Here is a 13,599-nt window from a genome sequence, read left to right on the forward strand (position 1 = left end):
TCGGCGTACGCCTGCTGTAACGCGCAGTTACACTTCCTCCCGACCCGTCGTGACGGGGCGGCAGTCGCGCGCACCGGGCGTCACCACGGGGCCGCTGCGGCGGCCGCGGCCACGGCGCGGCCGACCCGCTCGCCGTCGGGCCCCCGGACCGCTTGCCACGCGGCAGCGACTCCGGGAGGATCCCGCGCGGGGAGCACCACGCGACACGCACGCACCAGGAAGAGGCACCAGCCATGGCCGACTCGTTCTTCAGCGCCTTCAGCCCGGCGGAGATCGCCAAGATCAGCTCCGCCGGCACCCGGGTGACCCTGCCCGAGGGCTGGTCGCCGATCTGGGAGCGCACCCCCGCTGACAAGGCCTACGTCATCCTCTCCGGCACCGTCTCGGTGCGCCACAAGGGCACCGAGATCGCCCAGCTCGGCGAGGGCGACATCATGGGCGAGGCCGCCCTGATGAACCACTCGCTGCGCACCGCCAGCGTCGTCGCCCTCACCCCCCTGGAGCTCATCCACTTCACCGACGACGCGATCGCGCGGCTGCGTGTGGAGATGCCGAAGTTCTCCGACGCGCTCGAGTCCGTGGCGCGCGAGCGCTTCGGCGACAAGTCCTGACCCCGCGTACGCCGTGAGCCGCCGCGACGCCGACCGCCCCGGTGACCGGCGCCGGTCGGGCGAGCGCGCGGCGGTCGACGGCGCGACCGACGCGGCCGGCCCCGTGGGCGAGGCAGCCGCGGTCGCCTCGGCGGCCCCGACCGACGGGACCGCCCCGGGCGGCGCCGGCGCGGCCGACGGCCCGGCCGACGGCCGGACTGACGGCGCGGCGGGTGAAGGTTCGGGAGAGGACCGCGACGTCGACCCGGCGGTGCTGGCCGCGGCCCTGGCGCCCCTGGAGACCTACCTGCTCGGCGAGCCACCGAGCCTGACCCGGCGCCAGGTCGCGGAGCGGGCCGGTGTGCCCTCGGAGCTCGCCGAGGAGCTGTGGCGGCTGCTGGGCTTCCCGACCGCCGGTGACGACGACGTCGCCTTCACCGCCGCCGACGTGCAGGCGCTGCGGTGGAGCAGCGACCTGGTGCGCCTGGGGGTGCTGAGCCCCGAGCGCCAGTCGGCGCTGGTGCGCACCTGGGGCCGCAGCTACGCCCGCCTCGCGGAGTGGCAGGCCGCGCTGCTGGCCGACGTGACCCTGGAGTCGGCGCGGGCGGTCGGCGGCGAAGGCGGGCCCGGCGGGCGCGACCCCGCCGAGACCCTCGCCGTGCTCGCCACCGAGGCGCTCGAGCGCGTCGAGCACCTGCAGTCCTACGTGTGGCGCCGCCACCTGGCCACGGCCACCAGCCGCCTGCTCGCCGTCGACACCACCGGCGCCGCCGGCACCCAGACCTCCGCGATGGCGGTCTGCTTCGTCGACATCGTCGGTTACACCTCGCGCTCCAAGTCCCTCGGCGACGCCGAGCTGGTCGCATGGCTGGAGGGCTTCGAGGCCGCCGTCTCCGACCTCGTCGTGCAGGCGGGCGGCCGGGTGATCAAGAACATCGGCGACGAGGTGCTCTTCGTCGCCGACGACGTCGCCGCCACCGTCGACGTCGCCCTGGCCATGGCCGCCCGCGGCGAGGACGAGCACGACGACTTCCCCGCCGTGCGGGCCGGTGTCGCCCACGGCGACGTGGTCAGCCGCCTCGGCGACGTCTTCGGGCCCACCGTCAACGTCGCCTCCCGGCTGACCTCCGTCGCCCGACCCGGCGCCGTGCTCGTCGACCGCGGCGCCCACGACGTGCTCACCGGCGCCGACCGGGGTGAGGCCGACGACCGGGACGGCGACGACGGCGGCGGCGACGGCACCGGGCACGGGCGCGACGAGCGACCCGACACCGACACTGACGCCGACAACGACGCGGGCACCAGGCCCGCCGGCACCGGACCGCCGGGCGACGGGGCTGCGGCGTACCGCTTCAAGCGGCTGCGGCGGGTCTCGGTGAAGGGCTACTCCCGCCTGCCCGCCTACGTCGTGCGTCCCCGCTGACCGCGGGCTCCCGCGGGGGATCGACGCCGCGCCGCGGCGGGCCGTCGCGCTCACGGCGTACCTCGAGCCGACGCCGGGCGGGCGGCTGCTGCGCCGAGGACGAGGCCGACGTCCAGCCCGGTCACACCGGCCCCACGGGTCACACCGGTCGGCCCGGACCCGCACCTGTCGGCCGACGCGTGGGTCGACAGGTGCGGGTTTCACCAGCCGGCTGGTGAAACCCGCCGAGCCGGCCCAGCCCTCAGCGGATGGTCAGCTGCCGGTTGGCCAGGCCGTTGCGGGCCGAGCGCTCCTCGGGGGTGAGGGGCGCGTCGTCGGCGAGGGCGGCGGCGAGGTCGGCGGCGTACTGCGCGGCCGGCTCCTCGAGCGCCTCGGGGCCGGTGCCGACGGGCAGGTCCCAGACGGGGGCGAGCAGGCCGTGGGCGCGGAACATGCCGACCAGGCGCGAGCCGGGGGCGATGTCGTCCTTGCCGGCGGCGTGCAGGCGGGCGAGGGCGTCGAGCAGCCGGTCCTCGGGCTCGGGCATGACCCAGCGCAGGTGCTCCTTGGTGCCGACGTTGGTCCAGTACGCCGACTCCACCGAGGTCAGCCTGGCCGTCGGGGCGGCGGCCTCGTTGGCCTGCTCCAGCGCGGCGGCCATGCCGTCGCGGTCGTCGACGTCGGCGATCCAGTAGTCGAAGCCCTCGTGCACGGTGACGTCGAGCGTGCCGCCCTCGACGAGGTCCTGCAGGCGGGGGCCCTCGCCGGGGTCGCCGGTGAGCCCGACGATGCCGGCCTCGCCGCGCTCGGCCTGCTCGAGGGCCTTGGTGAGCACGGCGCCGAGGTCGCGGGCGGGGTCGCCGAAGTTGTGCTGCACCTGCAGGCCCAGCCACACCTCGCCGGAGTCGCGCACCATGGCGGGCGCGGCCATCGGCAGCAGCGAGCAGAGCGTGACGGCGCGCCCGGAGCCGGTGACGCCGTCCTTGAGGGTCAGCGGGGCGGTGCCGGCGGGCACGAGCTCGCGCAGCGCGATGACGTCGCACTCCGAGGGCAGGCCCTCGAAGGGGCGGTTGACGAAGGTCGCCGCGGGACCGCCGGGGGCGCCGTGGCAGGCCTTGTAGCGCTTGCCGGAGCCGCAGGGGCAGGGCTGGCGTGGGCCGACCTCGCCGGGGGTGGTGGTCTCACGGGCCTTGGTGCGGGACTTCTTCGCCATGGGCGTGAACCTATACGCCGCCCCCCGACCCGTCGGCGCCGGTGCGTCCCCGCGCCTCGAGCAGGTCGAGCAGGTAGGCCGGCCGGTCGGTGATGACCGCCTCCACCCCGAGCCGCACGCACAGGTCGAGCTGGTCGCGGGTGTTGACCGTCCACACGTGCATCCGCCGCCCCGAGGCCGTGATCCGCGGGCCGAGCCGCGGGTGCCCGGCGAGCACCTCGACGCCGGGCCCGACCCGCCAGTCGGGGCCGATCACGCGGTGCACCATCGGCCAGAGCGCGGCCTTGTCGAGCAGCATCACCAGCGGCACGGCGGGCGCGAGCCGCTCCACGCGCTGCAGGGCGGTGTGGGAGAAGCTCATCACCCGCGCCGGGGTGCCCGGGCGGTCCCACCCGAAGTCGCGCAGCACGTCGACGAGCCGGCGCTCCACCAGCCCGCCGTACCTCGTGGGGTGCTTGGTCTCGATCGCCAGCTCCACCCGCCGGTCGTAGTCGGCGGCCACCTCGCACAGCCGGCGCAGGGTCAGCACGGTGTCGTGGGCGGGGTCGCGCTCGGGCGCCTCGTCGTCGAGGTCGGCCCACGGGTGCTTCCACGAGGCGAAGTCGAGCTCGGAGAGCTGGGCCAGCTCCATGGTCGAGACCGCCCCCTCGGCGCTCGCGGTGCGTCGCAGCGTGCGGTCGTGCACGCAGACCAGGTGCCCGTCGGCGGTCAGGCGTACGTCGCACTCCAGCGCGGCGGCCCCGTCGTCGAGCGCCGCGACGTAGGCCCCCAGCGTGTGCTCGGCGTTGTCGTGGCTGGCCCCGCGGTGCGCCACGACCTGCGGGAGCGCGCCGGCCGCAGCCGCTGCCGGCCCGGCCCGGGGGCCGTGCGGAGCGTCGGGGCGTCGTGCGCCGGACCTCATCGACCCAGTGTGCTCCTGCCCGCGCCCGCGCGGGTGACGATCGCGTGTCGGGCCGGTCTCGCCCCGTCCGTCCGGACGGTCCGCGGGCCCGTCGGGCCGCGCAGACTGGCGCCATGACCGCACTCCCGACCGGGCCCTCGACCCAGCCCTCGACCGGGCCCTCCGACCTGCGCGCGCAGGTGCGCGCGGCCCAGGCGCCGCTCAAGCAGCGCTACCGCGACGACCCCGCCAGCGCCCGCACCCCGCTGCGGGCCCGCGCCGGCTTCGCCGACCCCGGGGTCACCGCGACCGTCGACACCTGGGCCGGCCCCGCGCGGGCCGGGCTGCACGAGGCCACCGGCGGCGACGGCAGCGACGCCTGCTCCGGCGACATGCTGCTCGAGGCGCTGCTCGCCTGCGCCGGGGTGACCCTGCGCAGCGTCGCGCTGGCCAGCGGGGTCGACGTGGTCGCGGCCACCGGCACCGCGGAGGCCGTCTTCGACGCCCGCGGGACCCTCGGCGTCGACCGCGAGGCCCCGGTCGGGGTCACCGACGTCGTCGTGACCTTCGACCTCACCCTGCCCGAGGGCTCCACCGTCGACGAGGAGCAGCTGGCGCGCCTAGCCGCGACCACCGAGCGCTACTGCGTCGTGGGGCAGTCGCTGCGCGAGCCGCCGCGGGTCGTCGTACGCCGCGCCTGACCCCCCGCGCGTGACCCTGCGCCGACCCACGCGTCGCCGCCACGCCACCCGGCGGCGCGGGTCAGGCCTGCTCGCGCAGGTAGCGCCCGAAGTGGGGCACGGTGAAGGCGATCCGGCCCCGCTCGCCGGAGTAGACCAGGCCCTTCTTCATCAGCGCGTCGCGCGCCGGGGAGAGCGACTGCGGCTTCTTGCCCAGGGTGGTGGCGACGTCGGCGGTGGCCACCGAGCCGACCGCGTCGACGTCGGTGCCGCCGGCGGCCAGGGCGACGGCGGCGTCGGCCATGCCGCGCAGGTACTCCCGCTCGGCCGGGGTCGCGCGCTCGTAGCGGCTGCCGAAGAAGCCGACGGCCAGCTCGCGCTCGGCCTCGGGGGCGGCCACGGCCACGTCGTCCTCGGTGATCGGCGAGCGGGGCGCGACGTCCCAGACGGTCTTGCCGTAGGCCTGGATGAAGTAGGGGTAGCCGCCGGTCGCGTCGTACATCGCCGCCAGCCCCGCCTCGGTGAACGCCGCGTCCTCGTCGGTGGCCGGGGCGCTCAGCGCGCGGTCGGCGGCCTCCCGGGTCAGCCGGTCGATGCGGGCGTAGCGGAAGAGCCGCTCGGAGTAGGACTTGCTGGCCGAGAGCACGGCGGGCAGGTGCGGCAGCCCCGCGCCGACCACGATCAGCGGCAGGCCCGACTGGCTGATCTCGTGGCACGCCGCGCACAGCGCGGAGACGTCGTCGGGGCCGAGGTCCTGCATCTCGTCGATGAAGACCGCGACCCCCTTGCCCGCGTCGGCGGCCAGCCCGCCGACGTCGGTGAGCAGCTCGACCAGGTCGATCTCGATGTCGCCGGAGTCGGCCCGCCCGCGCACGGCCGGGGCGTCGATGCCCGGGCTCCACCGGTCCTTGAGGCGCGCGTCGGCGCCGGCGTCGCGCTGGGCGAAGGAGCGCAGCACGCCCAGCACGTGGTCGACCTGCTCCTCCCCCGACCCCGGCCCACCACCGGGCCCACCACCAGGCCCGGGTACGCCGAGCTCGCGCACCGCCTGGTGCAGCGCCGACGACAGCGGCCGGCGCAGCCGCTGGTCGGGGCGGGCCTCGAGCTTGCCGGTGCCCCAGCCGCGGCGCACCGCCGCGGAGCGCAGCGCGTTGAGCAGCACCGTCTTGCCCACCCCGCGCAGCCCGGTGAGCACCAGCGAGCGCTCGGGCCGACCGCGCGCGACGCGCTCGAGCACCACCTCGAAGGTCGCCAGCTCCTCGTCGCGACCGGCCAGCTCGGGCGGGCGCTGGCCGGCGCCGGGCGCGTAGGGGTTGCGGATCGGGTCCATGACCGGACCGTATCCACCTCTCTAGCCCCAGCCGTAGACGACGCGCGGAGCACCCTCGCCCGGCGCCCGCTCCACCGGGCGCAGGCAGGCCCCCGCGGCGCCTCGCCCTTCCGAGCGGCGTCGCGCCACACCCGGCGGGGTCGGACGGGGCCGGGGCACCGGCGTAACCCCACCGGGGCGCGCCGCGTTGACCCGCCAACCGATCGAGAGGCCCCACCACCCGTGACCAGCCCGCTGCCCCGCCTGCTCAGCCGCCCCACCGGACGCCCGACCACCCGCCCCGCGCGCACCCTCCGCGCCCGGCTGCTCGCCGTCGCCTGCGCCGCCGCGGTCGCCGCGCCCGCCGGGGCCGCGTCGTACGCCGGAGCCGTGCAGCCCGTCGTCGGCGTCGCGAGCGCGACCACCGCCGACCTCGCCCTGCCCAGCGCCGCCGACCTGGCCGCGCTGCGCGCCACGCGCCCGGGTCTCGACCGACTGCTGGCCACCGGCGCTCTCGAGGACCGCGCGGTGGTCTCCTTCGCCGCCGCGCCGAGCGCTGCCCAGGTCGCCGCACTGCGCGACCTCGGCCTCGTCGTCCAGCCGATGCAGCGCCTGCCCCTCGCGCTCGTGCAGGGCTCGATGGCCCAGCTCGTGGCCGCCGTGGCCGGCGGCACCGCGCTCGACGCGCACCCCGACGAGGAGCTCGACCTGCTCGACACCGCCTCCAGCGACGTCGTCTCCTCCTCGCCGGGCGCCGCCCGCGCGCTGCGCGCCCGCGGCCTCACCGGCGAGGCAGTCACGGTCGGCGTCGTCGACTCCGGCTGCGACGCCACCCACCCCGACCTCGCCGACCACGTCGACCACAACGTCACGCTGGTCAGCCCCGAGTACGTCAACGCCGGCACCGAGCCCGCGCTCGTCGTGCCCGTCGACCAGGGCCCCTACTCCAACACCGACCTCGGCTCGGGCCACGGCACCCACGTGGCCGGGATCATCGCCGCCGACGGCACGACCGGCGCCGGGCAGCTCGGCGTCGCCCCCGACGCCCGCCTGGCCTGCTTCGCCATCGGCGCCGTCATCACCACCACCGCGGTCGTCACGGCCTACGACTACCTGCTGGCCCAGCCCGACCACCTCGGCATCGACGTCGTCAACAACTCGTGGGGCAACAGCTTCCGCCAGTACGACCCCACCGACCCCGTCAACGTCGCCACCCGCGCCGCCGCCCGCGAGGGCATCGTGAGCGTCTTCGCGGCCGGCAACTCCGGTGCCGAGGACGGCGAGGCCAGCGTCTCTCCCTTCAACCAGGCCCCCTGGGTCGTGTCGGTCGCCGCCAGCGATCTCGACCGGGTGCGCGGCGGCTTCTCCTCCAACGGTCTGGCCGTCGACAACGGCCGCGCGGTGCCGATCGGGGAGGACGGCCACACCGTGCTGCTCGGCGACCGGATCGGCAACACCCAGCCCGACCTCTCCGCCCCGGGCGTCGACATCTCCTCCACCTGCGACAGCACCGGCTCGGTGATCGGCCCGTGCCCGCAGGGCGGCAACGCCACCGCCAGCGGCACCTCGATGGCCTCCCCGCACGTCGCCGGCGCCGCCGCGGTGCTGCTGCAGGCCAACCCGCGGCTCACGGTGGCCCAGGTGCGCAGCGCCCTGGTCGCCACCGCCTCGCCGATGAGCGACGACACCGGTCGTGAGCCCTCGTGGCAGGTCGGCTACGGCCACGTCAACCTCGACCGCGCCGTCACCCTCGTGCGCTCCGACGGCTGGAAGGACCGGCTGCGGTCGGCCCAGCGCCGCGCCGACCGCCGGCTGCTGACCCAGGACGGGTGGAGCGTGCGCCGCGCCGACCTCTGGCAGGAGGCCGCACCCCCGCTCACGGTCGGCGGCAGCTACACCGCCACCCACGAGGTCACCGTCGGACGCGGCGTCGCCGCCCTCAAGGTGGCGCTGGTCTACCCCACGCCGGCCACGGTGGCCAACCTGGCCGGCTTCACCGCCACGGTCACCGATGCCACCGGGGAGGTCGTCGCCACGACCACCACCGACACCTCCTACGCCACCGGCATCGCCACCGCCCTCGTCGAGGGCCTGCCCCGCGGCGACTACACCGTCGGGGTCACCGGCGACTACGCCGTCTCCGACCCCGACACGGTCGACAGCGACTCGGTCAACGGCCGCGTCGTCTTCCTCCAGGTGGCCCAGCTGGCCCGCCGCTGACCCTGCGTGCACGCCGCGCACGCCGCGCACGCCGCGCACGCCCGACGCCCCGTCGCCGACCACCCTCGGCGGCGGGGCGTCGTACGCCGCCGCCGCTCGCGCGGTGCCCCGCCGCTCCCACGACGGCCCTCTGACGGCGTATCGCACCGTCTCGGCCCACGGCTAGACAGTCGCAGACGGCCTGAGAGGCAGCGGGAGGCGACCCCGCCGCACCGGGGCCCGCCCGGGGGCGGATGAGAATCCTCTTACGACCACCGGGATCCAGGTCACACGCCCGGGTGTCGGGGCCTCGCGTCTGCCTACTCTCGCCGTTCCCCCACAGACCGCACACTCCGTCGATCCCAGGGAATTCTCGGTGACCCACACGCACGCACCCCCCGCTGCCCACCCCGCCTCCTCCCCCGGCTCCCCCGGCTCCCCCGCCGGGTCCGGACCTCCCGGAGGCCTCCCCTCCCCCCGCGACCTGGGCCGCTCGCTGACCGGCTGGGCCCGGCGCGACGCCCGCTTCGACGTGCCGGCCTCGCTGGTGGTCTTCCTCGTCGCCGTACCGCTCTCGCTCGGCATCGCCGTGGCCTCCGGCGCCCCGGTCGCCGCCGGCCTCATCGCCGCCGCCGTCGGCGGGATCCTCGCCGGCATCGTCGGCGGCGCCCCGCTCCAGGTGAGCGGTCCGGCCGCGGGGCTGACCGTCGTCGTGGCCGAGGTCGTCGCCGAGTTCGGCTGGGAGGCCACCTGCGCGATCACCGCCATGGCCGGCCTGCTCCAGCTCGTGCTCGGCGCCACCCGCCTCGGGCGCTACGCCCTGGCCATCTCGCCCACCGTGGTCGCCGCCATGCTGGCCGGCATCGGCATCTCGATCGTGCTGGGCCAGCTCAACGTGGCCCTCGGCTCGACCTCGCAGCCCTCGGCCTGGGCCAACCTGCAGTCCATCGGCTCCTCGCTGCTCTCCCCCGACTCCCACGCCCTGCTCGCGGCCACCGGCGTCGTGGTGATCCTGCTGCTCTGGCCGCGGATGCCCGCCAGGGTCAAGGCGGTGCCCGGCCCGCTGGTGGCCGTCACCCTGCTGACCCTGATGGCCGCCGCCTGGCTGCCCGACGCCGAGCGCGTCGACCTCGGCGGGGCGCTGCTCGACCAGATCGGCACCGTCGCCATGCCCGAGGGCACGCCCCTGGCCGTGGCCGGCGCCGTGCTCACCGTCGCCCTCATCGCCTCGGTCGAGAGCCTGCTCTCGGCGGTGGCCATCGACAAGCTCCACGACGGGCCCCGCGCCCGCCTCGACCGCGAGCTGGTCGGTCAGGGCGTCGCCAACACCGCCTCCGGCGCGCTGGGCGGCCTGCCCGTCACCGGCGTCATCGTGCGCAGCGCCACCAACGTCGCCGCCGGCGCCCGCACCCGCGCCTCCGCGATCCTGCACGGCGTGTGGGTGCTCGTCTTCGCCCTGCTGCTGGTCGGCCTGGTCGAGCAGATCCCGCTGGCCGCGCTCGCCGGCTTGCTGCTGGTCATGGGCACCGGGCTGGTCAAGCCGGCCGACGTACGCCGCTCCCGCGCCCGCGGCGAGCTGTGGATCTACGTCGCCACCGTGGTCGGCGTCCTCGCGCTCAACCTGGTCGAGGGCGTACTCATCGGCCTGGTCGGCGCCCTGCTGCTCACCCTGTGGCGCACCGCCCAGGTCAAGGTCGACGTGCGCGAGGCCGGCCCCGCCCCCGACGGGCGGGCCCTGTGGGTCGTCGAGGTGCACGGCAGCGTGTCGTTCCTCGCCCTGCCCGTGCTGGCCCGGCGTCTGGCCACCGTGCCCGAGGGCCAGGTGGTCGAGGTCGACCTGCTCGTCGACTACCTCGACCCCGCGGCCCGCGACCAGATCGACGACTGGCGCAGCCGCTACGAGGCCCAGGGCGGGCAGGTCGTCGTCGAGCACTCCGGCCCGGCCGGCGAGGAGGCCGCTGCCGAGCGGGCCGCCAAGTCGCGACCCGTCTCCCCCCGTGCCTGGCTGCCGTGGGGCGCGTGGCAGAACGGGGGCGCCGACCTCGGCACCACCGCCCCGGCCCACCCGCTGGCGGTCGGGGTGCGCGAGTACCACCGCCGCACCTCGGCCTCGCTGCAGCCGGTCTACGACGAGCTGCGCGAGGGCCAGGCCCCCCGCGCCGCCTTCCTGGGCTGCGTCGACTCGCGGCTAGTGCCCAACCAGCTCACCAGCAGCGGGCCCGGGGACCTCTTCACCATCCGCACCATGGGCAACCTCGCCCCCGCCGACGGCGACGACGACGGCGCGGTCTCCGCGCCGGTGCTCTACGCCGTCGACCAGCTCGGTGTCGAGGTCGTCGTCGTCTGCGGCCACTCCGGCTGCGGCGCGATGACCGCCGCGGTCGCCTCCGACGAGGCGGCCGGCCCGGCCACAGGGGCCGCGGGGGCCGCGGGGGCTGCGGGCGCTGCGGGCGCCGACGCCAGCGACCCGGTCGACCGCTGGCTGCGCCACGCCGCACCCTCGGTGTCGGCCTGGCGGGCCCAGCACCCGGTGGGCGCGTCGGCCGCGGCCGCCGGTGACGGCGAGGTCGACCAGCTCGCCCAGGTCAACGTCGCGGTCACCCTCGACCGGCTGCGCGAGGTGCTCGGCGCCGAGCGGCTCGAGCGGGTGCGGCTCGTCGGGCTGTTCTTCCGCATCGACGACGGCTCGCTCTCGGTGCTGCGCGACGACGCCTTCGTCGACCTCACCGACGCCGAGCTCGACCGGCTGGCCCACCTGGCCGGCTGAGCGCACCCCGCGACCGCCCGCGGTCGCGGACGACCCGCACCCGCGCGGCCCGGGCTCCCGGCCCGGCCAGCACCCTCAGGCCGGCTCGGCCCGGGCCGCGCGGCGGCGGGCGCGCGCTGCGTCGTAGGCCTGGTCGAGGCCGCGGCGCAGCACCTCGATCATCTCGGGCACCTCGTCGACGCTGAGCCGGAAGGACCCGGCGCAGACGTTGTCGCGCCACAGCGACAGCACGACGACCTCGGCCTCGGGGTGCCAGGAGACCCGCAGCGCGCGGTCGTCACCGCGGGCGTCGAGGTGGATCGACCCCGTCTCGGGCAGCGTGCGCACGCGTGACATCTGCCCATGATGCTCCGCCCGCGCCCGTCTGTCACCGGGTCGGTCCGCTTGCCTGCGACCCCGGGACCGCGGCGTACCCGAGCCTGTCGGCCCGGACCCGCACCTGTCGGCCCGTGCGACGGCCGACAGGTGCGGGTTTCGCCGGCCGGCCGGTGAAACCCGCCGGTCGGCCGACCCCACCCCCCTAGACTCGGCGACGTGCCCGAGCTACCCGAGGTGGAGGCGCTGGCCCTGGACCTGAAGGGCCGGCTCGACGGACGTGCGATCGTCAAGGTCCACGTGGCGGCGTTCAGCGCCCTGAAGACCTTCGACCCGCCGCTGTCGGCGCTGGAGGGCACGCTGGTCGACGACGTGACCCGCCACGGCAAGTTCCTCGACATCGACGCCTCGGGGGTCCACCTCGTGCTCCACCTCGCCCGGGCGGGCTGGGTGCGCTGGCGCGAGGAGCTGCCGATGGTGCCGCCGAAGCCGAGCAGCAAGTCGACGCTGGCGGTGCGCATCGAGCTCGACGACGGCACCGGTCTCGACGTCACCGAGGCCGGCACCCGCAAGAGCCTGGCGATGTACGTCGTGCGCGACCCCCACGACGTGCCCGGCATCGCGAGCCTGGGCCCCGACCCCCTCGAGGACGGCTTCACCGTCGACGTCCTCGGCGCGATCCTGCAGCGCGAGGGCCGCAAGCAGGTCAAGGGGGTGCTGCGCCACCAGGGCACCATCGCCGGCATCGGCAACGCCTACTCCGACGAGATCCTCCACGCCGCGCGGATGTCGCCCTACAAGCCGGCCAACAGCCTCACCGACGACGAGCTCGCCACCCTGTACGCCGCCCTGCGCCGCACCGTCGGCGACGCCGTCGAGCGCTCCCGCGGCCTGGCCGCCAGCGAGCTGAAGGGCGAGAAGAAGTCGAACCTCGCCGTCCACGGCCGCGCCGGCGAGGCCTGCCCGGTCTGCGGCGACACCGTGCGCGAGGTCTCCTTCGCCGACTCCAGCCTGCAGTACTGCCCCACCTGCCAGACCGGTGGCAAGCCGCTGGCCGACCGCCGGATGAGCCGGCTGCTCAAGTAGCGTCGGACCCGGCACGCCCGGCTAGACCCGGCACGACCGGCGAGCCCCTGCACGGACCCGACGCACCCCCGCACCAGGATCGAGGCCCCCATGACCGGCATCCCCACCGTCTCCGTCGACGGCGTCCCGCAGCCCCTGCCCGAGGGGCTGGCGGTGCTCGACGTGCGCGAGCCCGTCGAGTGGGAGCACGGCCACATCGAGGGCGCGGTCCACATCCCGCTCATGGACCTGCCCCAGCGCCTCGCCGACGTGCCCGAGGGCCAGGTGCTCGTGGTGTGCAAGGTCGGCGGCCGCTCGGCCCAGGCCACCGGCTACCTCGCCCAGCAGGGTCACGACGTCGTCAACCTCGACGGCGGCATGCTCGACTGGGAGGCCGCCGGCCGGCCCATGGTCAGCGAGACCGGCCAGCCGCCCCAGGTCGTCTGAGCCCGGTCGAGGCCGGTCGCCCGAGGCCGCCCGGCCTCACTCGGCGGGCGACTCCGACGGCGACCCCGAGGGCGACTCCGACGGCGACCCCGAGGGCGACTCCGACGCCGCGGCACCGGCGCAGACCTGGCTGACGTAGCCCACGAAGGCCGCCACCTGGGTCTTCTCCTGCTTGCTCAGCTGGAAGTCGCCCTCGGCGGCCAGCTCCTCGGCGGTGAGGTCGGGGTCGACCTCCTGGAGCTTCTCGAGGTAGACGTCGTAGCCGGTGGCGGCGTCGGCCGGGGCGTCGGAGGGCACCTCGGCCGAGCCCAGCGCCTCGGCGAAGGTGGCGACGTCGGATCCGGTGTCGAGCCCGTCGACGCTGGTCAGCGCGTCGCAGAGGCCCTGAGCCTCGCCGAGGTCGGGCGCGGCGGCGCTGCTCGCCGCCGCCGGGCTGGCCGCGTCGGAGGCCGACTCGGAGTCGTCGGACCCGCAGCCCACGAGCACGAGGGCCGAGACCGCGAGGCCCGCCACGAGCAGCGGCGCACGCCGGGGCCGGCGCGAGGACCGCGGGGTCGTGGGGCGGGCGGGTCGGTCGGCGAGGGTGGAGAACAGCATGGTTGCGAGCGTGGCACGCGCACCTGAGAGCAGCCTGGGCGGGTGCGGAGCGCACCCCGGCGGGCGGCGACCCCGTGTCGGGTCACCGCCCGCCGGTGCGCAGCGGTGCGGGACGGGCCCGCGGTGGGTCGGGGC

General features: G+C 76.4%; 12 protein-coding genes. 7 read left to right on the plus strand and 5 right to left on the minus strand.

The window, feature by feature from the left end:
- The first annotated feature begins 233 nt into the window (after positions 1-233).
- Together IR170_RS05950 and IR170_RS05955 are read left to right on the plus strand one after the other, a co-directional pair.
- Complete coding sequence (locus IR170_RS05950; RefSeq protein WP_193661649.1) at positions 234-611, plus strand: Crp/Fnr family transcriptional regulator; 378 nt, start codon at positions 234-236, stop codon at positions 609-611.
- Between the two features lie 13 nt (positions 612-624).
- Positions 625-2,013, plus strand: a complete 1,389-nt coding sequence (locus IR170_RS05955; RefSeq protein ID WP_319804924.1) for an adenylate/guanylate cyclase domain-containing protein — start codon at positions 625-627, stop codon at positions 2,011-2,013.
- Between the two features lie 241 nt (positions 2,014-2,254).
- Here the strand turns inward: IR170_RS05955 and IR170_RS05960 are convergent, their stop codons facing one another.
- Together IR170_RS05960 and IR170_RS05965 are read right to left on the minus strand one after the other, a co-directional pair.
- Positions 2,255-3,205 (minus strand): DUF5926 family protein, encoded by a 951-nt coding sequence (locus IR170_RS05960; RefSeq protein ID WP_056865182.1) that lies wholly within the window; start codon positions 3,203-3,205, stop codon positions 2,255-2,257.
- Between the two features lie 10 nt (positions 3,206-3,215).
- Complete coding sequence (locus tag IR170_RS05965) at positions 3,216-4,106, minus strand: glycerophosphodiester phosphodiesterase family protein (RefSeq protein ID WP_193661650.1); 891 nt, start codon at positions 4,104-4,106, stop codon at positions 3,216-3,218.
- A 113-nt stretch (positions 4,107-4,219) separates the two neighbouring features.
- On the opposite strand from IR170_RS05965, the gene IR170_RS05970 reads away from it, so the two are divergent.
- On the plus strand, positions 4,220-4,786 hold the full coding sequence (locus IR170_RS05970; protein WP_193661651.1) for an OsmC family protein: 567 nt from the start codon (positions 4,220-4,222) through the stop codon (positions 4,784-4,786).
- 61 nt (positions 4,787-4,847) lie between these two features.
- Here the strand turns inward: IR170_RS05970 and IR170_RS05975 are convergent, their stop codons facing one another.
- On the minus strand, positions 4,848-6,095 hold the full coding sequence (locus IR170_RS05975) for an ATP-binding protein (protein ID WP_193661652.1): 1,248 nt from the start codon (positions 6,093-6,095) through the stop codon (positions 4,848-4,850).
- 222 nt (positions 6,096-6,317) lie between these two features.
- On the opposite strand from IR170_RS05975, the gene IR170_RS05980 reads away from it, so the two are divergent.
- Positions 6,318-8,294 (plus strand): S8 family peptidase, encoded by a 1,977-nt coding sequence (locus tag IR170_RS05980; RefSeq protein WP_193661653.1) that lies wholly within the window; start codon positions 6,318-6,320, stop codon positions 8,292-8,294.
- 355 nt (positions 8,295-8,649) lie between these two features.
- Complete coding sequence (locus IR170_RS05985) at positions 8,650-11,040, plus strand: SulP family inorganic anion transporter (RefSeq protein WP_193661654.1); 2,391 nt, start codon at positions 8,650-8,652, stop codon at positions 11,038-11,040.
- Positions 11,041-11,115: 75 nt separating this feature from the next.
- On the opposite strand, the gene IR170_RS05990 is transcribed toward IR170_RS05985, so the two are convergent.
- A complete protein-coding gene (locus IR170_RS05990) occupies positions 11,116-11,376 on the minus strand; it encodes a hypothetical protein (protein ID WP_193661655.1) in 261 nt (86 codons plus the stop codon).
- Between the two features lie 198 nt (positions 11,377-11,574).
- On the opposite strand from IR170_RS05990, the gene IR170_RS05995 reads away from it, so the two are divergent.
- Positions 11,575-12,441, plus strand: coding sequence for an Fpg/Nei family DNA glycosylase (locus IR170_RS05995; protein ID WP_193661656.1), 867 nt, complete (start codon positions 11,575-11,577; stop codon positions 12,439-12,441).
- Between the two features lie 90 nt (positions 12,442-12,531).
- Positions 12,532-12,867 carry a rhodanese-like domain-containing protein gene (locus tag IR170_RS06000; RefSeq protein WP_193661657.1) on the plus strand — a complete coding sequence of 112 codons (336 nt, stop codon included), beginning with the start codon at positions 12,532-12,534 and terminating at the stop codon, positions 12,865-12,867.
- Positions 12,868-12,903: 36 nt separating this feature from the next.
- Here IR170_RS06000 and IR170_RS06005 read toward each other — a convergent pair whose 3' ends face one another.
- A complete protein-coding gene (locus tag IR170_RS06005; RefSeq protein WP_193661658.1) occupies positions 12,904-13,464 on the minus strand; it encodes a hypothetical protein in 561 nt (186 codons plus the stop codon).
- Between the last annotated feature and the right edge of the window lie 135 nt (positions 13,465-13,599).

The sequence above is a fragment of the Nocardioides kribbensis genome, assembly GCF_015070375.1.
Classification (GTDB): Bacteria; Actinomycetota; Actinomycetes; order Propionibacteriales; family Nocardioidaceae; genus Nocardioides; species Nocardioides kribbensis.